Origin of the sequence: Streptomyces amritsarensis (genome assembly GCF_001953875.1) — a bacterium.
Taxonomy (GTDB): Bacteria; Actinomycetota; Actinomycetes; order Streptomycetales; family Streptomycetaceae; genus Streptomyces; species Streptomyces amritsarensis.
Genome location: NZ_MQUR01000056.1, coordinates 14,349 through 35,236, shown reverse-complemented (window position 1 = coordinate 35,236; position 20,888 = coordinate 14,349). Strand labels below are relative to the sequence as shown.

Below are 20,888 nucleotides of genomic sequence, written 5' to 3'. Positions count from 1 at the left end.
GGCGGGGTTCACGGCCGTGCTGCCGCGTCTTCCCGCACGGTCGCCGTCCACGCGGCAGCGGCCTCGGCGAAACGGCGGGCGACCGACGGCTGCGCCGCCCAGTGCGTGTGCAGATAGCTGGCGTGCACGCCCTCCCGGACGAAGCCCTCGACCCGGCGCTCCGGGTGCGTGAACCCCCACGCGGGAGCCGATCCGGCGCCCGGCTCGATCACCGTCCGGTGGAACTCGTGCCCGCGCAGCCGGGTACCGGCCGCCGCCAGCGAGCTGTCGGACACCGCCACCGCCTCGCGGTAGCCGAGGGTCAGCCGCTCCGACATCCGCGCGTCCGCGTCGAGCACCCCGCACATGGGCTTGCCGTCCAGCGACCGCGCCAGGTACAGCAGCCCGGCGCACTCGGCCGCCACCGGACCGCCGGCCGCGGCGAACGCGGAGACCGCCTCGCGCAGTGCCCGGTTGGCGGACAGCTCGGGCGCGTACACCTCCGGGAAGCCGCCGCCGATCACCAGGCCGCCGGTCCCCTCGGGCAGCGCCTCGTCCCGCAGCGGGTCGAAGGTGACGACCTCCGCCCCGGCGGCGGTGAGCAGTTCCGCGTGCTCGGCGTACGAGAACGTGAACGCGGCCCCGCCGGCGACCGCGATGACGGGTCGGCCGTGCCGTGCGGCGCCGTTGCCGTTGCCGTGGCTGCGCCCCGCCCCCGGCGCCTGCGACGCCGGCGACCACGGCTCGCAGGACAGCGGCGGGGCCGTCCGCGCCAGTGCCATCAGCGCGCCCAGGTCACAGCCCGCCCTGACCTGCTCGGCCAGCGCCGCCACGGCGGCCAGCGCGTCGGTGTGCCGCTCCGCCACCGGCACCAGCCCCAGGTGGCGCGAGGGCGTGGCCACCTGAGGGGCCCGCCGCAGGACACCGAGCACCGGCATCCCCGCCTCCTCCAGGGCCTCCCGCAGCATCACCTCGTGCCGGTCGGAGCCGACCTTGTTGAGGATCACGCCGCCGAGGCGCACCTGCGGGTCGAAGGACGCGAAGCCGTGCACCAGCGCCGCCACCGACCGCGACTGCGAGGACGCGTCGACCACCAGCACCACCGGCGCCCGCAGCAGCTTCGCCACCTGCGCCGTCGACGCCAGCTCGCCCCGGCCCGCGGCTCCGTCGTAGAGCCCCATCACGCCCTCGACCACGGCCAGGTCGCACCCGGCCGCCCCGTGCGCGAACAGCGGGGCGACCAGCTCGGGCCCGCACATGAAGGCGTCGAGGTTGCGTCCCGGCCGACCGGTGGCCAGCGCGTGGTAGCCGGGGTCGATGTAGTCGGGCCCGGCCTTGTGCGGGGACACGGCGAGGCCGCGCTCCGCGAAGGCCGCCATCAGGCCCGTGGCCACGGTGGTCTTGCCGCTGCCCGACGACGGCGCGGCGACGACCAGCCGGGGCATGTCGAACGAGGTCACCACTCGATGCCCTTCTGGCCCTTCTGGCCGGCATCCATCGGGTGCTTCACCTTCGTCATCTCGGTGACGAGGTCGGCGAACTCCACCAGCTTCTGCGGCGCGTTGCGGCCCGTGATCACCACGTGCTGGGTCCCGGGCCGGTTCCGCAGCACCTCGATGACCTCGTCGACGTCGATCCAGCCCCAGTGCATCGGGTACGCGAACTCGTCCAGCACGTACAGCCTGTGCGTCTCGGCGGCCAGGTCGCGCTTGACCTGCTCCCAGCCCTCCTTCGCCGCCTGCTCGTTGTCGAGCTGCGCGTCCCGCTGCACCCAGGACCAGCCCTCGCCCATCTTGTGCCAGACCACGGCGCCGCCCTCGCCGGAGGCGCCGAGCACCTTCAGCGCGTTCTCCTCGCCGACCTTCCACTTCGCCGACTTGACGAACTGGAACACCCCGATCGGCCAGCCCTGGTTCCAGGCGCGCAGCGCCAGCCCGAAAGCCGCCGTGGACTTGCCCTTGCCGGGCCCGGTGTGGACGAAGACGAGCGGGCGGTTGCGCCGCTGTCGGGTGGTGAGTCCGTCGTCCGGAACGACGGACGGCTGTCCCTGAGGCATTACGCGGCCCTCCTGGTGGTGTGGGAAGCGGGAGTTGTCACAGCGGTACGTACGTCCTTCACGAGCCCGGCCAGGGAGTCGGCCCGCAGCCCGTCGAGCGTGACGGCCGGCCCGCCGAGGTCGGCGGCCAGCGCCCCGGCCAGTCCCAGCCGGACCGGCCCCGACTCGCAGTCCACGACGACGGACGCGACCCCGTCGGCGGCCAGCAGCCGCGCACTGCGCGCCGTCAGCTCGCGCGGGTCGCCGCCGAGGGCACCGGCCGAGGTGGCCCGCCCGTCGGTGACCACGACCAGCAGCGGCCGCCGGCTCGGATCCCGCAGCCGCTCGATCCGCAACACCTCGCGGGCCTTCAGCAGCCCGGACCCGAGCGGGGTGCGGCCGCCGGTGGGCAGCTTCTCCAGCCGGGCGGCGGCCGCGTCCACCGAGGAGGTGGGCGGCAGCGCCAGCTCCGCGCCGGCGCCGCGGAAGGTGACCAGGCCGACCTTGTCCCGGCGCTGGTAGGCGTCCAGGAGCAGCGACAGCACGGCGCCCTTGACCGCGCTCATCCGCTGCCGGGCGGCCATGGAGCCGGAGGCGTCCACCACGAACAGGACGAGGTTGCCCTCGCGGCCCTCCCGGGTGGCCTGGCGCAGGTCGTCCTTGCGGATCACCAGGCCGCGCCCGGCGCGGCCGCGCGCCTTCTGGTGCGGGGCGGCCGCGTGCACGGTCGCCGCCAGATGCAGCTTCGTGAGCTGGCCGCGGGGGCGCTGGGCGCCGGTGGTGCGGCCGTGCGCGGTCCGGGCGCGCGAACGCCGCCCGGCGGCGCCCTCACCGAGCCCCGGAACGCTCAGCATCTTGGTCCGGAACGGCTCCGCGGCCCGTACGGCGGCCTGCTCGGGGCCGCCGGCCTCCTGGGCGGGGGACTGCGGGGCGGCCTCGGGGGAGTCCGCGGGAGCCCCGGCGGGCTCCGCCGGGGGCTGCGCGTCCTGGGGTCCGCCGCCCCCCTGCGGGGGCACCCCGCCGCCGTCGGGGCCGCCCCCGTCGTCCGGGCCGCCGTCGGGGCCGTCGGGGCCGGGATCCGGGTCCGGTTCCGGGTCCGGGTCGGGCTCGTCCTGCGGCTCCTCGTCGGGGAACCGGTCGAGGATCTCGTCCAGCTTGTCCTCGTCCAGGCCCGGCGCGTCGAAGGGGTTGCGGCGCCGGCGGTGGGGGAGCGCGAGCAGCGCGGCCTGCCGCACGTCCTCCTTCAGCACGGCCGTCCGCCCCGCCCAGGCGGCCAGCGCGGTCGCGGTCCGCGCCATCACGATGTCGGCCCGCATGCCGTCGACCTCGAAGCCGGCGCAGGTCGCGGCGATCTGCAGGAGCGCGGTGTCCCCGAGGCGGACCTGCGGCAGCAGCGCCCGCGCGGCCACGATCCGGGCGCGGACCTCGCTCTCGTCCCCCGACCAGCGGGCGGCAAAGCCCGCGGGATCGTCCTCGTAGGCGAGCCGGCGGCGGACGACCTCCACCCGCTGGGCGGGCTCGCGGGAGGCGGCGACCTCCACGGTCAGCCCGAAGCGGTCGAGGAGCTGCGGCCGCAGCTCGCCCTCCTCGGGGTTCATGGTGCCGACGAGCAGGAACCGGGCCGCGTGCCGGACGGAGACGCCCTCGCGCTCCACGTAGGAGGCGCCCATCGCGGCGGCGTCGAGGAGGACGTCCACCAGATGGTCGTGGAGGAGGTTCACTTCATCCACGTAGAGGATCCCGCGGTGGGCGTCGGCGAGCAGGCCCGGCTCGAAGGCCTTCACGCCCTCGGCGAGGGCCCGTTCGATGTCGAGGGCGCCGACGAGACGGTCCTCGGAGGCGCCGACGGGCAGCTCCACCATGCGGGCCGGCCGGGCGCCGGCGGGGCCGGACGCGTGCGGACCGTCGGGGCAGCCCGGGTCCGGGGCGGCGGGCGCGCAGGAGAACCGGCAGCCGGGCACGACGTCGACGGCCGGCAGCAGCGCGGAGAGCGCGCGCACGGCGGTGGACTTGGCGGTCCCCTTCTCGCCGCGTACGAGCACCCCGCCGACCGCCGGGCTCACGGCGTTCAGCAGGAGCGCCAGCCGCAGGTCGGTCTGGCCGACCACCGCGGTGAACGGATAGGGCGTGCTCATGCGTTGCCTCTCTCTGGGCGGATGTGGGTCTGGGTGCCGGCGCGGTCGCGGGCGGGCGGGTCGGCCCAGGGCCGTGGGCGGGCTGCCGCCGCGCGGGGCCGTCCCCCACCCGCCGTTCGCCCGTTCCCCGGGGCTCCGCCCCGGATCCCGCTCGTCGAACGCCCGACGGGCCGGCCTGTCGGCCTCGCCGGCGTCCGCGGCACGGGTCCGGGCAGAGCCCGGTTGCGGCGAGGGGCGGGGTGGGGCGGTGCCGGCCGGAGGCCGACCGCCTTCACGGGGCGCCCGGCGGGAGGAAGGGCAGGCCGGTGGGGGCGCCGGTCTCGATCAGGCTCAGCAGCGCATGCGTATCGGCGTGTTCCTCGATCAGGTCGCCCAGCAGGTCGAGCTGTTCCTCGCGCAGCGCGGCGAAGGACGTGTCGGGGGCCGGTACGAACCGCCGCCCGGCGGCCGCCGCCACCTCCCGCAGGAACGCCCGGCGGAAGCCGTCCGACTCCAGCGAGCCGTGCCAGTGCGTGCCCCACACCGCACCCACCCGGCAGCCGTCCAGGAACGGCTCCCCGCCCAGGACCTCGGCCACCCCGTGGTGGATCTCGTACCCGTCGACCGGCTCGCCGAGCGCGGTTCCGGTGGGCCGGGCCAGGGTCTTCTCGGGCGCGAAGCGCACCCGTACCGGCAGCAGTCCGAGGCCCTCCACCGAGCCCGCCCGCGATTCGACGTCGTCCTCGATGTGCTCGCCCAGGGCCTGGAAGCCGCCGCAGATGCCCAGCACCGGCCGGCCCTCGGCGGCCCGCCGTGCCAGCGCGTCCGCCAGTCCCCGTGCGCGCAGCCACGCCAGCGCCTTCACCGTCCCGCGGGTGCCCGGCACGACGACCAGGTCCGCGTCGGCCAGCTCCTCGGCGCGGTCCACGAAGCGCACCACGACCCCCGGCTCGGCCGCGAGCGCGTCGACGTCCGTGAAGTTCGACATCAGCGGCACCGCGCACACGGCGACCCGGAGCACGTCCTCGCCCACCGGCGGCGCCACCACGGATTCGCGGACCGCGCCCCGCAGCGAGACGCGCAGGCCGTCCTCCTCGTCGATGCCCAGCCCGTGCCGGAACGGCAGCACCCCGTAGGTGGCCCGACCGGTCAGGCCGCGGAGCATCTCCATGCCGGGCTCCAGCAGCGTCACGTCGCCGCGGAACTTGTTGACCATGTATCCGGCGATCAGCGACTGGTCCTCGGGCGAGAGCAGCGCCGTCGTCCCGAAGAACGAGGCGAAGACCCCGCCGCGGTCGATGTCGCCGACCACGACCACCGGGAAGCGCGCGGCCCGCGCGATGCCCATGTTCACGATGTCGGTCCGGCGCAGGTTGATCTCCGCCGGACTGCCCGCCCCCTCGCAGATCACGGCGTCATACGTGCCCCGCAGCTGCTCCAGGCAGTCCGTGACGATGCCGAGGAGCTGCTCCTGGCGCCCGCCGTGGTAGCCGCGGGCGCTCATCTCGCCCACCGGCTTGCCCAGCAGCACCACCTGGCTGCTGCGGTCGCTGCCGGGCTTGAGCAGTACCGGGTTCATCAGCGCGGTCGGCTCCACGCGGGCCGCCTGGGCCTGCATCGCCTGGGCGCGGCCGATCTCGGCGCCCTCCCGGGTGACGAAGGAGTTCAGCGACATGTTCTGCGCCTTGAAGGGCGCCACCTTCACCCCCTGGCGGGCCAGCCAGCGGCAGATGCCCGCCGTGACGACGCTCTTGCCCGCGTCCGACGTCGTACCGGCGACCAGCAGTCCGCCGCCGCGCCCCGTGCCGCTCATGCGCGTCCCCCTCGTGCCCCTCGTACCCGTCCGACCAGCAGCCGGGTGGCCACGCAGGCGCCCAGGGCGAGCCACGTCACCTGCCGCGACAGCCGTACCGCCCGTTCGATGTCCGCGACCTCCACCGGTCGCCCCGCCCCGCCGTTCAGTACGGCCCGGTGCTCCACCCGGCCGCCGTAGGCCAGGGTCCCGCCCAGTCTGACGCCGAGCGCCCCGGCGAAGGAGGCCTCGACGGGACCGGCGTTCGGGCTCGGGTGCGCGGCGGCGTCCGCGCGCCAGGCCCGTACGGCTCCGCGCCGGTCGGGGCCCGCCACCACGGCGGCCAGGGCCGTCAGCCGGGCGCCGGGCCAGCCGGCGAGGTCGTCGAGCCGGGCGGAGGCCCAGCCGTAGCGCAGGTAGCGGGGGGACTTGTGGCCGACCATCGCGTCCAGGGTGTTGACGGCGCGGAACGCCAGCAGTCCGGGGACCCCGGCGGCGGCGCCCCACACCAGGGCGCCGACCACCGCGTCGGAGGTGTTCTCGGCGACGGACTCCACGACGGCCCGGGCCATCTGCTGCCCGTCCAGGGCGTGCGGGTCGCGGCCGCACAGGTGCGGGAGCCGCTCGCGGGCCACCTCGACGTCCCCGGCGGCGAGCGCGCCGCCGATGGCGCGGGCCTCGCGGCCCAGCGAGGTGCCGCCCACGACGGCCCAGGTGGCGGCGGCGGTCAGGGCGATACGGGCGGCCGCGGGCCGGGAGCGCGACGCGCGGGCGGCCAGCGCGCCGACGGCGGCGGCGCCCCCGGCGCACAGCAGGGTGTGCAGGACGCCCCGGCCGCGGTCGTCGCGCCACAGGGAGCGCTCGACTGCGGCGGCGGCTCGTCCGAAGGCGGCCACGGGGTGCCCTCGGCGGGGATCACCGAGGATCCGGTCGCCGATCAGGCCCGCCGTGGCGCCGTACGCGAAGACGCGATCGGCACGCATGGTGGCAGGTATGTCCTCACTCAGGGTCCGCGCCCTGGTTCGACGTGTCCGGCGGCGGGAGTTCCTGGCTCCCGGGGCGCACGCACGGTGCGTGCTCCCCGGTGACAGTGGCGGGACCGCGCCGGATTCGCACCGGACTTCCTCTCCATGCCGCCGTATTGGCTCGGGCAGTCCACCACGCACCCGGAAGGCCCGTCAACTCGCCGTTGACCTGCGGCGCGGCAGGGTCGGGAGATGCGAAAGCTCCCCCCGGGACGAACCCGGAGGGAGCTCTCACGCCTGACCCGCGCTGCCGCGGGCGATCAGGCGACGATCAGGTAGATCCCGTACGTCACGGCTGCCGCGACGAGCGCGAAGCAGAGGTACGCGCCGCTGCGGGCCAGGGTGGCGGTGCCGCCCTGCTCGGTGGCGGCCTCGTGCTTGGACAGGCCCACCAGGCCCAGGGTGAAGAGGGCCACGAGGGCGACGGTGGCGAAGAGGCTGACCCCGAAGACGGAGCCGAGCGCTTCCCAGTCGATCTTCATACTGCCGTTTCCTCTGTGTGTCTCTGTCTCGGTCAGACCGCGGCGGCCGGAGCCGCCGGGGTCTGCGTCGCGGCCGGGATGGTGGCCTTGAGCTCTTCGTCCGTGACCGCGGCGGTCGTGCCGGCGGCGTTGGTGCCGGCCGCGGCGACGGTGGGCGGGACGGTGACGGCCGCGATCGCCGTGGTGACGACGCCCGGCTCCTCGGTGTCCGCCTGCTCGACGTCGTTGACGTTGTGGTGGTCGACGACCTGGCGGCGCGAGATGAGCCAGATGGCCAGGCAGGAGCCGACCAGGAAGACGGTGACGGCGGCGATGCCGATGTCACCGGCGCGCATGACCAGCTCGGCACCGGCCGAGACCAGCGCCGCGGCCGGCAGGGTCAGGCCCCAGGCGACGAACATGCGGGTCGCGGTGGACCAGCGGACCACGCCGCCCTTGCGGCCCAGGCCCGCACCCATGACCGCACCGGAGCACGAGTGGGTGGTGGAGAGCGAGAAGCCCAGGTTCGAGGAGGCGAGGATGACGGACGCGGCCGAGGTCTGGGCGGCGAAGCCCTGCTGCGGCTGCAGGTCGGTCAGGCCCTTGCCCATGGTGCGGATGATGCGCCAGCCGCCCAGGTAGGTGCCGAGCGCGATGGCCACACCGGCCGAGACGATGACCCAGACCGGCGGGTTCGCGTCGGGCGCGAGCGCGCCGCCGGCGATGAGGGCCAGGGTGATGATGCCCATCGTCTTCTGCGCGTCGTTGGTGCCGTGCGCGAGGGAGACCAGACCGGCCGAGGCGATCTGACCGGCGCGGTAGCCCTTGGCCGAGGTCTTCTCGCCGACCCTGTCGCCCAGCTTGTAGGTGAGCTTGGCGGCGAGGTACGCGGCGATGCCGGCGACCAGCGGGGCGGCGATCGCGGGGATGAGGACCTTGGTCACGACGACCCCGCCGTTGACCGCGCCCATGCCGGCGGAGGCGACCGCGGCACCGATCAGGCCGCCCATCAGGGCGTGCGAGGAACTGGACGGCAGACCGACCAGCCAGGTGACGAGGTTCCAGAGGATCGCGCCGACCAGCGCGGCGAAGATCACCTCTGGCTGGATGCCTTCCTCGTTGACGAGGCCCTTGGAGATCGTCTTGGCGACCTCCACGGACATGAACGCGCCGACGAGGTTGAGCACGGCGGACATGGCCACCGCGGTCTTGGGCTTGAGGGCGCCGGTCGAGATGGTGGTGGCCATCGCGTTGGCCGTGTCGTGAAAACCGTTCGTGAAGTCGAACACGAGAGCGGTGATGATCACGATCCCGAGGAGAAGCGTTATGTGCTCCATTTACCCAGGCTTCTGTTTGGCGTCAGTGGCTCGGTGAACGTAGGCAACCTGGATGAACGGAAGGTGAACTGACTCCGGCGGAGCGGTGTACTGGCACGGGGCGCGATCGGGACATTCGTCCCGATTCTTGCGCAGATTTCAGCATTAATGCACGTCAAAGCCGGGTGAATGAGTCCCTCCGCACGTCCCCCGCGGCGCTCGCGGCCACCCCGGGTGTCCCTCGAAAGAGACCCAGATCACTCTCCCCGCGTAGACCCGGAAGGGCAGCCTCCGGTGGCTCGCCGGACTCTGCGCGACCACACTGGAACGGTGCGTACCGTGACAGCGACGGCAGCGGCCGTCACGACGACCCTCCTCGGGGCGGGCGCGGCCGCCGTGGCGGCCGGCCGGTACGCCGCCGACGCCGCCCTGCGCCCCCGGCCCGGCGTCCCCCTCCCCGGCGGCCCGCGGCTGAGCGTCCACCGCGCCGGCGACGGCGAGGTCGCGCTGACCCGCTCCCTCGCCTCCCTGCGCCCCGGCGTGTACGGCCTGGCCGCGCCCGGTGTGCACGCCGTCGTCGGGCCCGTCCTCCCGGACGCCGCCCACGGCCCCGACACCGTCGTGCGCCGGCTCCTCTCCGTCACCCACGGCAGCCTCGACCCCGGCACCCGGGTCACCCTCACCCCCCAGGTCCACATCGGCGATCCGCGCACCGCACTCGGACTCGACCACGCCGACGTGGACGTCCCCGGCGAGCTGGGCGCCCTGCCCGCGTGGTTCGTGCCCGCCGCCCGGGACACCTGGGTGATCACCGTGCACGGGCTCGGCGCCGGCCGCGAGCACCCGATGGTCGTCATGCCCCTCCTGCACCGGCACCGGCTGCCCGTCCTGGACCTCGGCTACCGCGGCGACCTCGGCGCCCCCGAACCCCCCGACGGCCTCGGCCACCTCGGCGAATCGGAGTGGCGGGACCTGGACGCCGCCATCCGCTACGCCCTGCGCTACGGAGCCCGGCGCGTGGTCCTGCACGGCTGGTCCACCGGGGCCACCATGGCCCTGCGCGCCGTCGAGCGCTCGGCGCTCGCCGACCGGATCTCCGGCCTGGTGCTCGACTCTCCCGTGCTCGACTGGCACACCACCCTGCGGGCACTCGCCGCGGCGCGCCGCACCCCTGCCCCGGTGCTGCCGCTGGCGGTGCGGGCCGCCGAGGGCCGCGCGGGACTCCGTGCGGACCGCCTGCCGCCGGGCGCCGACCCCGGAGCGCTCAAGGTCCCCGTACTGATCTTCCACGGACCGGACGACGCCCTCGCCCCGTGGGAGCCCTCCCGCAGGCTCGCCGCCGCCCGCCCCGACCTGATCACCCTGCACACGGTGCGGGAGGCCGGGCACGGGGCGATGTGGAACGCCGATCCCGCCGGATACGAGGAAGCCCTGCGCCGCTTCCTCACCCCTTTGATGTGAACGCCGTGTGACGGACCGCGCCCTGCGGGCGGGTTGTCCCGGTCTGCCCCCGGGGCAGGTGGGGAAGGAGCCGATTCCGTTTGGGCTTTCGGCCAGTGACGGGCGAGACTGCTTCCGTGACGTCCCGAAAGCCTGATGAGCAGTTGGCTCGCGACTCCAGACTCCGACTCGTCTCCCCGCGCTCCGTCGCCGCGGCGCGCAAGGCGGTGACCGACCGCCGCACCCGCCCCGCCCCGCGCCCGCCGGCGGGCACCCCGGCCACCGCCGACCTCGCGAACCGGGCCCGGGCCTCGCTGGCGGACGCCGTGCGCCTGACCCGCTGGGCGGAACGCAACCTCGGCGCGGTGGACGGCGGCCGGCCCGCCCCCACGGGAGCCCTGCCCGCCGCCGACGTCGAACGCGCCGCCGCCGAACTGGGCCTGACACACGGCCAGATCCGGGTCGGCTGGGACCGGGCCCGCCTCGCCGGCCTGGTCGAGGTGCACGGCGGCCACGCCCGGCCCGGCTGGCGGCTGCGTGCCTGGGACCGCGACGACACCGCCGTACTGCGCGGCTGGGTCGCCCTCTTCGACGCCTGGTCGCTGGTCCACCCGGCCCCCGCCGACATCGCCCCCGCGGCCGTCGCCGAGGTCGTCGAGGCCATGCCCCAGCTGCTGTCCCTGCTCCAGCTGTCCGCCGGCCCGGTGACCGTCCCCGACCTGCTGGACCTCCTCGGGCAGCGCGTCACCGAACTGCGCGACGAGCGCTGCGAGATCCCCTACGAGGCCGAGCCCGCGGCGGCGCTGACCTCCGCGGCCGGCTCCGCCGAGGCCCGCCCCGTCCCCCTCGCCCGGCTGCTGCGCTGGGCGCTCGGCGGCCTCGCCGCCGTGGACGCCGTCACCCTCGGACCCGCCCGCGCCACCCTCACCCCGCTCGGCAGCTGGGCCGTCTGGGTCAAGCTGGAACAGATCTGCGTCGCGGCGCAGAGCCCCGCCGGGAACATCGAGCAGTCCGCAGCCGCCATGCTGCACGGCTGCGCGCGGCTCACCCCCGGACCGGCCCGCGCCGAATACCAGGCCTGGCTCGCCGCCCGGCCCGTCGGCCACGCCGTCGCCGAGCTGCTCCAGGCCGCCCGCGGCGAGGACGCCCTGCTGCGCGGCCTCGCCTTCGAGGCGCTGCGGGTGGTGGGCGCCCCCGCGGAACCCGAGGTGCGCGCCGCCGTACGCGAGCCCGCGCTGCGCCCGTACGCGCTGCTCTGGCTCGCCGTGCACGACGGCGTCGACCCCGACGAGGCGCAGGACGTGCTCACCGCGGAGGAGTCGACCTGGCTCTGGGTGGACACCGCCGCCGCCATCGCCGACCACGGCGAGGCCGAGCTGCTGGCCCGCCACCTGGACTCGGCCGTCCGCACCACCGTCCCCCGGCTGCTGGACGAGGTCCGCGCGGTCGGCCATCCCCGCACCGTGCAGGTCCTGGTCGCGCTCGCCGCCGCCCACCCGGATCCGGCTCTGGCCAAGGCGGTCCGCCGGGCCGCCTTCCAGGTCCACACCGGCGGCGCCTGACACCCGCGCTACGCGCGTACGCGCCGAGACCCGCGGCGTATACGCCGCGGGTCTCAGGCCTGCGGCGCGTAGGTGCCGAAGCTCCAGATGTTGCCCTCGCCGTCCCTGGCCATGTAGTCGCGGGAGCCGTAGTCCTGGTCGGTGGGCCCCATCAGGATCTCCACGCCGTGCTCGACGGCCCGCCGGTGGTGGGCGTCCACGTCGTCGACCACGACGTACACCCCCGACGGGCCGGCGCCCTCCATGGCCTTGTCGAAGGCCCCGCCCGTGCCCTTGCTGCCCAGCATCACCACACCGTTGCCGTACGCCAGCTCCGCGTGCACCACCGAGCCGTCGTCCCCCTCGTACACCGCGACCTGGCTGAAGCCGAAGGCCTCGGTCAGCAGCTTGATCGCCGCCTTCGCGTCGCGGTAGACCAGCGTGGGACAGATGGACGGAACGCCTGCCATGACGATCACTCCCTCTCGTGACGGTGACCCGCGTCACACAGCATGGCAGGCGCCGCCGACGGTCAGCGGAAGGTGTCGCACCGGGCCATGTCGCCCGTGCGGTAGCCCTGGTAGAACCACCGCTGCCGCTGCTCGGCCGAGCCGTGCGTCCAGGACTCCGGGGTCACCCGGCCCTGGAACTGCTCCTGGATCCGGTCGTCGCCGACCGCGGCCGCCGCGTCCAGCCCGTCCCTGATGTCCTGGTCGGTCAGCGAGGTGATCAGGGGCCGCCCGGTGGACTCGTCCGGGGTCCGCGTCGCGTGGTGCGCCCACACCCCCGCGTAGCAGTCGGCCTGCAGCTCGACCTTGACCGCGTTGCTGTTCGCGCCCTGCCGCCCGTCCTGGGCCCGCTGGAGGGTGCCGGTCAGGTTCTGGATGTGGTGCCCGTACTCGTGGGCCACGACGTACGCCTGGGCGAAGGGCCCGCCGCTCGCGCCGAACGTGGTCCGCAGCTCGTCGAAGAAGCCCAGGTCCAGGTAGACCTGCCGGTCGGCGGGGCAGTAGAAGGGGCCCACGGCCGAGGTGGCGGCCCCGCACGCGGTGTTCACCCGGCCGGTGAAGAAGACCGTCGACGCCGGGCCGTACCGGCCTCCGCGCCGCGTGAACTCCTGCCGCCAGAAGTCCTGGGTGCTGTTGACCACCGCGACCAGTCGGCAGTCCTCGCGCGCGTTCGCGTCCCGCCCCGTCCGGCACGCCTGCTGCACCTGGTTGACGGAGGACGCGGCGGGAGCCGGCTCCTCGTCCCCCGAGGACAGCCCCAGCTGCTCCGGACCCACGCCGAAGAGCAGGCCCATGACGAGCGCGATGAGGCCGACGAGGCCGCCGCCGACGGTTGCCTTCCCGCCCGGGATGCGACTGCCACGCACATCCTTGACCTCGGACGTGTCCAGACCGGCGTTGTCGTCGAACTGCATCCCGCACCGCCCTCCATCCGTGCACCCGGCCATCCGTGCACCCGGCGCGGCCGCGCGGCCGCCTGCGGCGAGTATCAGCCCATTCGCCCCCCTACGCGCCTCGGCCCCTTCCGGCGGCGCCCGGGCCGAACGGGGGACACCGGGGGAGCGGACGGCCGTGACCGGGGGTGCGGCCGCCGCCCCGGAAACCAGTTGCACACCCCCGGTAGAATGTCTCCCATGGCAAATCTCCTCGCGGATTAACGGCGTCGAAGCCTCGCGTCCCGCCCCCTTCCGCCGTCCCGACCCGCCCTGGAGTATTTCCGTGATCACCGCCACCGGCATCGAGCTGCGCGCCGGCGCCCGCGTCCTCATCGAGTCCGCCTCTTTCCGCATCGCCAAGGGCGACCGCATCGGCCTGGTCGGCCGCAACGGCGCAGGCAAGACCACCCTCACCAAGTGCCTCGCGGGAGAGGGCCAGCCCGCCGGCGGCTCCATCACCCGTTCGGGCGAAGTGGGCTACCTCCCGCAGGACCCCCGCACCGGCGACCTCGACGTCCTCGCGCGCGACCGGATCCTGTCCGCCCGCGGCCTCGACGTCCTCATCAAGAAGATGCGGATGAACGAGGAGCGCATCGCCACCGGCTCCGGCGCCACCCGCGAGAAGGCGCTCAAGCAGTACGAGCGCCAGGAGACCGAGTTCCTTACCAAGGGCGGGTACGCCGCCGAGTCAGAGGCCGCGACCATCTCGGCCGCCCTCAGCCTGCCGGACCGGGTCCTCGGCCAGCCGCTGCACACCCTCTCCGGTGGTCAGCGCCGCCGCGTCGAGCTGGCCCGGATCCTCTTCTCGGACGCCGACACCCTGCTCCTCGACGAGCCGACGAACCACCTCGACGCCGACTCCATCGTCTGGCTGCGCGACTACCTCAAGAACTACCGCGGCGGCTTCGTCGTGATCTCCCACGACGTCGACCTCGTCGAGACCGTCGTGAACAAGGTGTTCTACCTGGACGCCAACCGGTCCGTGATCGACGTCTACAACATGGGCTGGAAGCTCTACCAGCAGCAGCGCGAGGCCGACGAGAAGCGCCGCAAGCGCGAGCGCCAGAACGCCGAGAAGAAGGCCGCGGCCCTGAACTCCCAGGCCGACAAGATGCGCGCCAAGGCCACCAAGACGGTCGCCGCGCAGAACATGGCCAAGCGGGCCGAGCGGCTGCTGTCCGGCCTGGAGGCCGTCCGCGTCTCCGACAAGGTCGCCAAGCTGCGCTTCCCGGACCCGGCACCCTGCGGCAAGACCCCGCTGACCGCCGAGGGCCTGTCGAAGTCGTACGGCTCCCTGGAGATCTTCACCGACGTCGACCTGGCCATCGACAAGGGCTCCCGCGTGGTCATCCTCGGCCTCAACGGCGCCGGCAAGACCACCCTGCTGCGCCTGCTCGCGGGCGCCGAGCAGCCCGACACCGGCTCGGTGGTACCCGGGCACGGCCTCAAGCTCGGCTACTACGCCCAGGAGCACGAGACCCTGGACCCTGACCGCACGGTGCTGGAGAACATGCGCTCCTCCGCACCCGACCTGGACCTGGTCGACGTGCGCAAGACGCTCGGCTCCTTCCTGTTCTCCGGGGACGACGTCGACAAGCCCGCGGGGGTCCTCTCCGGCGGCGAGAAGACCCGTCTGGCCCTGGCGACGCTGGTCGTCTCCTCGGCGAACGTGCTGCTCCTCGACGAGCCCACGAACAACCTCGACCCGGCCAGCCGCGAGGAGATCCTGGGCGCGCTGCGCACCTACAAGGGCGCCGTCATCCTCGTCACGCACGACGAGGGCGCCGTGGAGGCGCTGGAGCCGGAGCGCATCATCCTGCTCCCGGACGGCGTCGAGGACCTGTGGGGACCGGACTACCGGGACCTGGTGGCCCTCGCCTGACCCCCGCCCGACCCGCCCGGTCCTGCCGGCGGGGGTGCCGGGATGCCGTCCCGGCCCTGATCCAGTTCCTTATGGATCATTCGGCTCAGGGGTGATCCATCATCTGAGTGAGACGGTCTCGTACCGTTGCGCGTCGTCCGACGGCCCCGGCCGCCCCCGCGAGGGGGCGCGACCGGGGCCGTCGTCTTCCCGCGGTTCGGCCTCTGACCTGGAGATTCCCGCAGGGGGCGGTGAAGTGTGACGGAAGTCATGCAGCGGAAGGGGAGATTCCGTTCTGCTCGGGTGTCCACGGCTCGGGAAATGCCGCCGTACCGACCTTGCTGAATGGGTGGCCAGGAAGCCGGGGAGGGGTGATCATGAGAAGTCCAGAGCGCACTTCCCATGAGGAGGCACGGGTGGCCGAGACTCTGAAGAAGGGCAGCCGGGTGACCGGCGCCGCGCGCGACAAGCTCGCGGCAGACCTGAAGAAGAAGTACGACTCCGGTGCGAGTATCCGGGCGCTGGCCGAAGAGACCGGCCGGTCCTACGGATTCGTCCACCGGATGCTCAGTGAGTCCGGGGTCTCGCTGCGCGGCCGCGGTGGCGCGACGCGTGGCAAGAAGGCGGCTACGGCCTGACCCCCGGTCCATCGGATCCAACGCTCCAACGGCTTCAAGGCTCACATGATCCGCCGTTCCCTTCGGTGACCCCCGGTCGGCCTCCCGGTCGACTGGGTGGTTACTGTGCAGTCACTTAGGCCGAGCTTGCGGCCGACTGCACACCGGAGGCACACGGATGGCTCTGCTCGACAAGGACGGCGTACGACTCACCGTCGACGACACGGTCGCCACGGTGACACTGACCAATCCGGCCAAGCGAAATGCCCAATCCCCCGCGCTCTGGCGGGCTTTGGCCGAGGCGGGCAGGTCGTTGCCGGGCACCGTCCGGGTCGTCGTGCTGCGCGGCGAGGGCAAGTCCTTCTCCGCCGGGCTCGACCGGCAGGCGTTCACCCCCGAAGGCTTCGAGGGCGAGCCGTCCTTCCTCGATCTGGCGCGCGGTTCGGACGAACTGCTCGACGCCACGATCTCCGAGTACCAGGAGGCGTTCACCTGGTGGAGGCGTAACGACATCATCTCCGTCGCCGCCGTGCAGGGGCACGCCATCGGCGCCGGCTTCCAGCTCGCGCTCGCGTGCGACCTGCGCGTGGTCGCCGACGACGTGCAGTTCGCCATGCGCGAGACCAGCCTGGGCCTGGTCCCCGACCTGGCCGGCACCCAGCCGCTGGCCTCCCTGGTCGGGTACGCCCGCGCGCTCGAAATCTGCGCGACGGGCCGCTTCGTGCATGCCGAGGAGGCGGAGCGCGTCGGCCTCGCCAACCTGGTGGTCCCGGCGGACGAGCTCGACGCCGCCGTCCAGGACCTGACCACCGCCCTGCTGGCCCCGCCGCGCGACGCCGTGATCGAGACCAAGACCCTGCTGCGCGGTGCGCGCACCCGCACCTACGACGACCAGCGCGCCGCCGAGCGCGCGGCCCAGGCCCGTCGCCTGCGGGACCTGGCGGGCCTCTCGGACTGACCGGTCGTCCCGCCGCCACGAACCCGCAGCGCCTCGGGGCCACGCCGGTCGGCGTAGGTCCCGGGGCGCTCCGGGCTCCGCGGGCCTAACGTGGTGCGCAGTGAGTCCGTACACGTGAAGGGACACGCGATGACCGAAACCTCATCAGGGGGCTCCCACAAGGCTCCGGGAGACCGGGGCCGCACGACCATCGCGGACGGGGTGGTCGAGAAGATCGCCGGCCTGGCGGCCCGGGAAGTGGTCGGCGTGCACGCCCTGGGCAGCGGCCTCTCCCGCACCTTCGGCGCCGTCCGCGACCGGGTTCCCGGCGGCGGCGGAGGGAAAGCCGCGGTCAGCCGTGGCGTCAAGGCCGAGGTCGGCGAGGTCCAGACGGCCCTCGACCTGGAACTCGTCGTCGATTACGGCGTGTCGATCCGTGACGTGGCACGGGCTGTCCGTGAGAACGTCGTCTCCGCGGTCGAGCGGATGACCGGCCTGGAAGTCGTCGAGGTCAACATCGCCGTGAGCGACGTCAAACTGCCCGACGAGCCCGACGAGGAGCCGGAGTCCCGACTCCAGTAGCCGAGAGGAGCCCGCACATGAGCATGGCGGTCGCCGGCATGTTGGCCGGCATGGCCCTGGGGTTCGCCGGCTATTTCGGCGGATTCGGCGCCTTCCTGCTGGTGGCAGCCCTCGGAGCCGTGGGCTTCGTCGCCGGCCGCTTCCTCGACGGAGACCTCGATCCCGGGGACCTCTTCCGCCGCCGCGACGACCGGCGCAGGTGAGGCGTGATGAGCACCCCGCCGCAGGCCACCCCGCCGGGCCCCGCCGTGCCGGGGGCCGCCGCACGGGCGACCCCGCACGCGGTGGCCGCCGCCGACCGCGGGGCCACCCGCATCGCCGACCGGGTCGTCGCCAAGATCGCCGCGCAGGCCGCCCGGGAGGCACTCCCCGGGGGCCCCGGCGCGCCCCCGCAGGCCACCGTCACCGTGCACCACGACATCGCGCGGGTCCGGGTGAGCCTGGAGCTTGCCTACCCCGGCGACCTCGCCGCCCAGTGCGCGGCCGTACGCAGGCGGGTCGTCCGCCGCGTCGAGGAGTGCGCGCAGATGTCCGTCCCCGAGGTCGACATCGACATCGAGCACCTGCACTCCGCGCACACCCGAACCGCCGCCGGGCGGGACCGGCGGCTGCGGTGACGGCCACCCGGTTCCGGTCCGCCCGCCGCATCCCCGCGGCCCTCGTCGCCCTGGCCGTACTCGGGGTGGCGGGGCTGTTCCTGTACGACCTGGCCGCCGTACGGGCCGACCGTCCCGCCATGGCGTGGCGGCGGGAACTCGCCCGCCGGCTGGAAGTACACACCCCGGCGGACCTGGCGGTGCAGCTGGCCGGCGGGGCGCTGGCCGTGGCCGGGGCGGTGCTCCTGCTGCTGGCCGTCACCCCCGGGATCCGCAGGATCCTCCCCATGCTGAGCCCTGAACGGGACGGGGAAGCGGGCGCGGGCCCCCCGCTGCGCGCCGGGATCGGCCGCAGGGACGCGGCCCAGGTCCTGCGCGACCGGGCCATGGAGGTGCCCGGCGTGCGGTCGGCCCGAGTCAGGATGGGCCGCTCCCGCGTCCGGGTACGGGCCAGGTCCCACTTCCGGGAACTGGAGGAGGTACGGGCCGACCTTGACGCGGTACTGGCCGTCGGCATCGAAGAGCTGGGCCTCGTGCACCCGCCGCGGCGGCGCGTACGGGTCAGGAGGTGAGCGGGTTGCTCGGGACGGTGAACCGGATCCTGCTGGCGGTGGCCGGCGCGGTCCTGCTGGCGGCCGGGGTCGTGCTGCTGACGGCGGCACGACCGCTCAAGGGCCGTGCGGAACCGCTGCTGAGCGCCGAGGACCGGCGCCGGTACCTGCACGCCGACGGCTGGGGCTGGTGGGTGCTGGTCGCGGCCCTCGCCCTGTGCCTGCTGCTGGCGCTGTGGTGGCTGCTGTCCCAGCTGCGGCGCTCCAGGCTGCGGGAGGTCGCCGTGGACACCGGGGACGGGGCCTTCGCCGTGCTGCGCGGGCGGGCCCTGTCCGACGCCGTCGCCGCGGAGGCCGGAGCCCTGGACGGGGTCGCCGGCTGCCGGGTCGTCCTGCGCGGGCGGCGCGGTGCGCCCGCCCTGCGGGTGGCCGTCGAGCTGGAGCCCCACGCGGTCCCCGCGGACGCGCTGGCGGGCCTGGCGGGGCCGGTCCTCACCCACGCCCGGACCTCGGCGGGCCTCCCGGACCTGCCCGCGGAGGCCCGCTTCAAGGTGGCGTCCCACCGGGCCCAGCGCGTCAGCTGAGGACGCGCCGGGGCCGGCTGCGGCGTGCCGTGCCGCGGCGTGCCGGGGCGTGACCGGCCGGGGCGTGGACGGACGGTCAGAAGCCGTGCCGGGAGCCGCCGTCGACCGGGAGCATCACGCCGGTCAGGTACGAGGCGGCCGGCGAGAGCAGGAACGCGGCCGCGCGCCCGAACTCCTGCGGGGAGCCGTACCGGCGCAGCGGGATGCGGGACTCGTTGCCCGCGCGGGCGGCGGCGGCGTCGCCGGACAGCGCGTCGAGCTCCCGCACCCGGTCGGTGTCGATGCGGGCCGGCAGCAGGCCGATGACGCGGATCCCGCGCGGACCGAGTTCCACCGAGAGGGACTTCGCGAAGCCGGCCAGGCCCGGGCGCAGGCCGTTGGAGATGGTCAGTCCCGGGATCGGCTCGTGGACCGAGCCCGACAGGACGAAGCCGATGACCCCGCCCTCGCCCAGCACCGCGGCGGCCGCCCGGGCGAGGCGTACCGCACCGAGGAAGACCGACTCGAAGGCGGCCGACCACTGCTCGTCGGTGCTGTCGACGGCGAAGCCCGGGACGGGGCCGCCGACGCTGATGAGGATGCCGTCGAAGCGGCCGAAGCGCTCGCGCGCCGTGGCGATCAGCCGCCCGGCCGCCGCCGGGTCCGCGTTGTCAGCGGCCGCCCCCACGGCGTTCGGGCCGAGTTCGGCGGCGGCGTCGGCCGTCCGCTTCTCGTCCCGTCCCGTCACGAGGACCTTCGCGCCGTCGGCGACCAGTTCCCGGGCGGAGGCGAAACCGAGGCCGCGCGTGGCCCCGGTGACGATGTAGACACGGTCTTTCAGTCCAAGATCCATGCCCGACACGCTACGCCGTCGCGGGCTCCTGTTCGGCCGCTTCGGCCCGGGCCGCGGCCTCCTCGCGGTCGCGCTTCTCGCGCCGTACGAGGACCAGCCAGCCCACCGGCACCGCGGAGGCGAACAGCCACCACTGGACCGCGTACGCCATGTGCGCGCCGATCGAGTCGTGGTCGGGGTCGGCGACGGTCTCGGGGCTGCCGTCCGCCGGTGCCGGATCGGTCAGTTCCAGGTACCCGCCGAGGACCGGCCGGCCCAGGGACTCGGCCTGCTGCTCGCTGTTGATGAGCATCACCTGGCGGTCGGGCAGGCCCTTGCGGTCCTTGATGCCGCTGCCGCCGCTGGTCTCGTCGGCCTTCAGCCGGCCGGTGACCGTGACCTCGCCCGCGGGCGGGGCCGGCACCGGCGGGTAAGCACGCGGGTCGCCGCCGCCCGGCACCCAGCCGCGATCGACCAGCACCACCTTGCCGTCGGCGAGGACGAGGGGGGTCAGGACGTGGAAGCCGACCTTGTCGTCGTTCGAGGTCCGCATCCGCACGACCACCTCGCGCGCGGAGTCGTACGTGCCGGTGGCGGTGACCGCGCGCCAGAAGTCGGCGCGGGGGACCTTGTGGCCGGGGGAGGTGACCTCCGTCACCGGGACCGGCTTCGCCCGCAGGTTCGCCTCGATCAGCTGGTTCTGCGCGACCCGGTGCACATGGCGGTGGTACTGCCAGAACCCGAGCTTGATCATCACAGGGATGAGGACGAGGGCGATGAGGGTGAGGGACACCCACTGCCGGGTCAGCACAAAGCGGTACACGCCCACGACGGTACCCCGGCCGACGGCGACCCCGGCGGCCGGGTGGCCCTCCGGGGTCGCGGGGAGGAGGAAGAAGGGGGTCAGACGTGGTCGACGATGCCCACCTTCCCTTCCGCTCGGGCGCAGTGCCCGCCGCAGAACCACTGCCCCTCGACCTCGACGCCCTGTCCGATGATCTGGACCCGGCAGTGCTCGCAGATGGGCGCCATGCGGTGGATGGCGCAGGAGAAGCAGTCGAAGACGTGCACGGCGCCCTGCGCGTGCACCTCGAAGGACATGCCGTAATCGTTTCCGCAGACCTCACAACGTGCCATGCGCCGCATGCTGCGCACGGCGGAGCAGCGGAACAAGATCCACCCTGGTGAGTCGCCGCGCGGAC

The 20,888-nt window shown here is 74.3% G+C and carries 22 protein-coding genes and 1 riboswitch; of the genes, 10 read left to right on the top strand and 12 right to left on the bottom strand.

Annotation, left to right across the window (positions count from 1 at the left end; translation table 11 throughout):
- Window positions 1-8: 8 nt before the first annotated feature.
- The 7 genes from AVW11_RS22490 to AVW11_RS22460 form a co-directional block, all read right to left on the bottom strand.
- Window positions 9-1,424: a cobyrinic acid a,c-diamide synthase CobB gene (locus AVW11_RS22490; protein ID WP_076045566.1), complete on the bottom strand. Its 1,416-nt coding sequence runs from the start codon at window positions 1,422-1,424 to the stop codon at window positions 9-11.
- Between the two features lie 11 nt (window positions 1,425-1,435).
- Window positions 1,436-2,035, bottom strand: a complete 600-nt coding sequence (cobO, locus tag AVW11_RS22485; protein ID WP_060180248.1) for a cob(I)yrinic acid a,c-diamide adenosyltransferase — start codon at window positions 2,033-2,035, stop codon at window positions 1,436-1,438.
- Window positions 2,035-4,149 carry a putative cobaltochelatase gene (locus AVW11_RS22480; RefSeq protein WP_060180247.1) on the bottom strand — a complete coding sequence of 705 codons (2,115 nt, stop codon included), beginning with the start codon at window positions 4,147-4,149 and terminating at the stop codon, window positions 2,035-2,037. Before AVW11_RS22480 ends, cobO begins: the two co-directional genes overlap by 1 nt.
- 271 nt (window positions 4,150-4,420) lie before the next feature.
- Window positions 4,421-5,941, bottom strand: coding sequence for a cobyric acid synthase (locus tag AVW11_RS22475; protein WP_060180246.1), 1,521 nt, complete (start codon window positions 5,939-5,941; stop codon window positions 4,421-4,423).
- Complete coding sequence (locus AVW11_RS22470; protein WP_030849639.1) at window positions 5,938-6,903, bottom strand: cobalamin biosynthesis protein; 966 nt, start codon at window positions 6,901-6,903, stop codon at window positions 5,938-5,940. The genes AVW11_RS22475 and AVW11_RS22470 overlap by 4 nt, the downstream gene beginning before the upstream one ends.
- Window positions 6,904-6,961: 58 nt before the next feature.
- Window positions 6,962-7,047, bottom strand: a riboswitch (cobalamin riboswitch).
- Between the two features lie 158 nt (window positions 7,048-7,205).
- Window positions 7,206-7,427: a hypothetical protein gene (locus AVW11_RS22465; protein ID WP_030849642.1), complete on the bottom strand. Its 222-nt coding sequence runs from the start codon at window positions 7,425-7,427 to the stop codon at window positions 7,206-7,208.
- 32 nt (window positions 7,428-7,459) lie between these two features.
- Entirely contained in the window at window positions 7,460-8,743 is a 1,284-nt protein-coding gene (locus tag AVW11_RS22460) for an inorganic phosphate transporter (RefSeq protein ID WP_030849645.1), read from the bottom strand.
- Between the two features lie 309 nt (window positions 8,744-9,052).
- On the opposite strand from AVW11_RS22460, the gene AVW11_RS22455 reads away from it, so the two are divergent.
- On the top strand, window positions 9,053-10,183 hold the full coding sequence (locus tag AVW11_RS22455) for an alpha/beta hydrolase family protein (protein WP_030849648.1): 1,131 nt from the start codon (window positions 9,053-9,055) through the stop codon (window positions 10,181-10,183).
- A 116-nt stretch (window positions 10,184-10,299) separates the two neighbouring features.
- Window positions 10,300-11,724 carry a hypothetical protein gene (locus AVW11_RS22450; RefSeq protein WP_078096158.1) on the top strand — a complete coding sequence of 475 codons (1,425 nt, stop codon included), beginning with the start codon at window positions 10,300-10,302 and terminating at the stop codon, window positions 11,722-11,724.
- Between the two features lie 53 nt (window positions 11,725-11,777).
- Here the strand turns inward: AVW11_RS22450 and AVW11_RS22445 are convergent, their stop codons facing one another.
- Window positions 11,778-12,173, bottom strand: coding sequence for a VOC family protein (locus tag AVW11_RS22445; RefSeq protein WP_030849654.1), 396 nt, complete (start codon window positions 12,171-12,173; stop codon window positions 11,778-11,780).
- A 62-nt stretch (window positions 12,174-12,235) separates the two neighbouring features.
- Window positions 12,236-13,126: a KPN_02809 family neutral zinc metallopeptidase gene (gene ypfJ, locus AVW11_RS22440; protein ID WP_076045541.1), complete on the bottom strand. Its 891-nt coding sequence runs from the start codon at window positions 13,124-13,126 to the stop codon at window positions 12,236-12,238.
- Window positions 13,127-13,430: 304 nt separating this feature from the next.
- Here ypfJ and AVW11_RS22435 point away from each other — a divergent pair, with 304 nt between their 5' ends.
- The 8 genes from AVW11_RS22435 to amaP all read left to right on the top strand — a co-directional run bounded on the left by AVW11_RS22435 (window position 13,431) and on the right by amaP (window position 18,875).
- The gene (locus tag AVW11_RS22435; RefSeq protein WP_060180243.1) at window positions 13,431-15,029 is read left to right on the top strand and encodes an ABC-F family ATP-binding cassette domain-containing protein; all 1,599 of its coding nucleotides are present in this window, start codon (window positions 13,431-13,433) and stop codon (window positions 15,027-15,029) included.
- Between the two features lie 395 nt (window positions 15,030-15,424).
- Complete coding sequence (locus tag AVW11_RS22430; protein ID WP_030010789.1) at window positions 15,425-15,646, top strand: helix-turn-helix domain-containing protein; 222 nt, start codon at window positions 15,425-15,427, stop codon at window positions 15,644-15,646.
- Window positions 15,647-15,803: 157 nt separating this feature from the next.
- The gene (locus tag AVW11_RS22425; protein WP_030849668.1) at window positions 15,804-16,583 is read left to right on the top strand and encodes an enoyl-CoA hydratase/isomerase family protein; all 780 of its coding nucleotides are present in this window, start codon (window positions 15,804-15,806) and stop codon (window positions 16,581-16,583) included.
- A 129-nt stretch (window positions 16,584-16,712) separates the two neighbouring features.
- Entirely contained in the window at window positions 16,713-17,144 is a 432-nt protein-coding gene (locus tag AVW11_RS22420; RefSeq protein WP_030849670.1) for an Asp23/Gls24 family envelope stress response protein, read from the top strand.
- A gap of 17 nt (window positions 17,145-17,161) precedes the next feature.
- Window positions 17,162-17,347, top strand: a complete 186-nt coding sequence (locus tag AVW11_RS22415; protein ID WP_030662934.1) for a hypothetical protein — start codon at window positions 17,162-17,164, stop codon at window positions 17,345-17,347.
- A 6-nt stretch (window positions 17,348-17,353) separates the two neighbouring features.
- Window positions 17,354-17,761: an Asp23/Gls24 family envelope stress response protein gene (locus AVW11_RS22410; protein WP_234362357.1), complete on the top strand. Its 408-nt coding sequence runs from the start codon at window positions 17,354-17,356 to the stop codon at window positions 17,759-17,761.
- A complete protein-coding gene (locus AVW11_RS22405) occupies window positions 17,758-18,312 on the top strand; it encodes a DUF6286 domain-containing protein (RefSeq protein WP_076045539.1) in 555 nt (184 codons plus the stop codon). The genes AVW11_RS22410 and AVW11_RS22405 overlap by 4 nt, the downstream gene beginning before the upstream one ends.
- Window positions 18,309-18,875 (top strand): alkaline shock response membrane anchor protein AmaP, encoded by a 567-nt coding sequence (amaP, locus tag AVW11_RS22400; RefSeq protein WP_030849678.1) that lies wholly within the window; start codon window positions 18,309-18,311, stop codon window positions 18,873-18,875. Before AVW11_RS22405 ends, amaP begins: the two co-directional genes overlap by 4 nt.
- A 76-nt stretch (window positions 18,876-18,951) precedes the next feature.
- Here amaP and AVW11_RS22395 read toward each other — a convergent pair whose 3' ends face one another.
- The 3 genes from AVW11_RS22395 to AVW11_RS22385 all read right to left on the bottom strand — a co-directional run bounded on the left by AVW11_RS22395 (window position 18,952) and on the right by AVW11_RS22385 (window position 20,823).
- Complete coding sequence (locus tag AVW11_RS22395) at window positions 18,952-19,707, bottom strand: SDR family oxidoreductase (RefSeq protein ID WP_076045564.1); 756 nt, start codon at window positions 19,705-19,707, stop codon at window positions 18,952-18,954.
- 10 nt (window positions 19,708-19,717) lie between these two features.
- On the bottom strand, window positions 19,718-20,509 hold the full coding sequence (locus tag AVW11_RS22390; protein WP_060180279.1) for an SURF1 family cytochrome oxidase biogenesis protein: 792 nt from the start codon (window positions 20,507-20,509) through the stop codon (window positions 19,718-19,720).
- Window positions 20,510-20,589: 80 nt separating this feature from the next.
- Window positions 20,590-20,823 (bottom strand): hypothetical protein, encoded by a 234-nt coding sequence (locus tag AVW11_RS22385; protein WP_075972011.1) that lies wholly within the window; start codon window positions 20,821-20,823, stop codon window positions 20,590-20,592.
- Window positions 20,824-20,888: the final 65 nt, after the last annotated feature.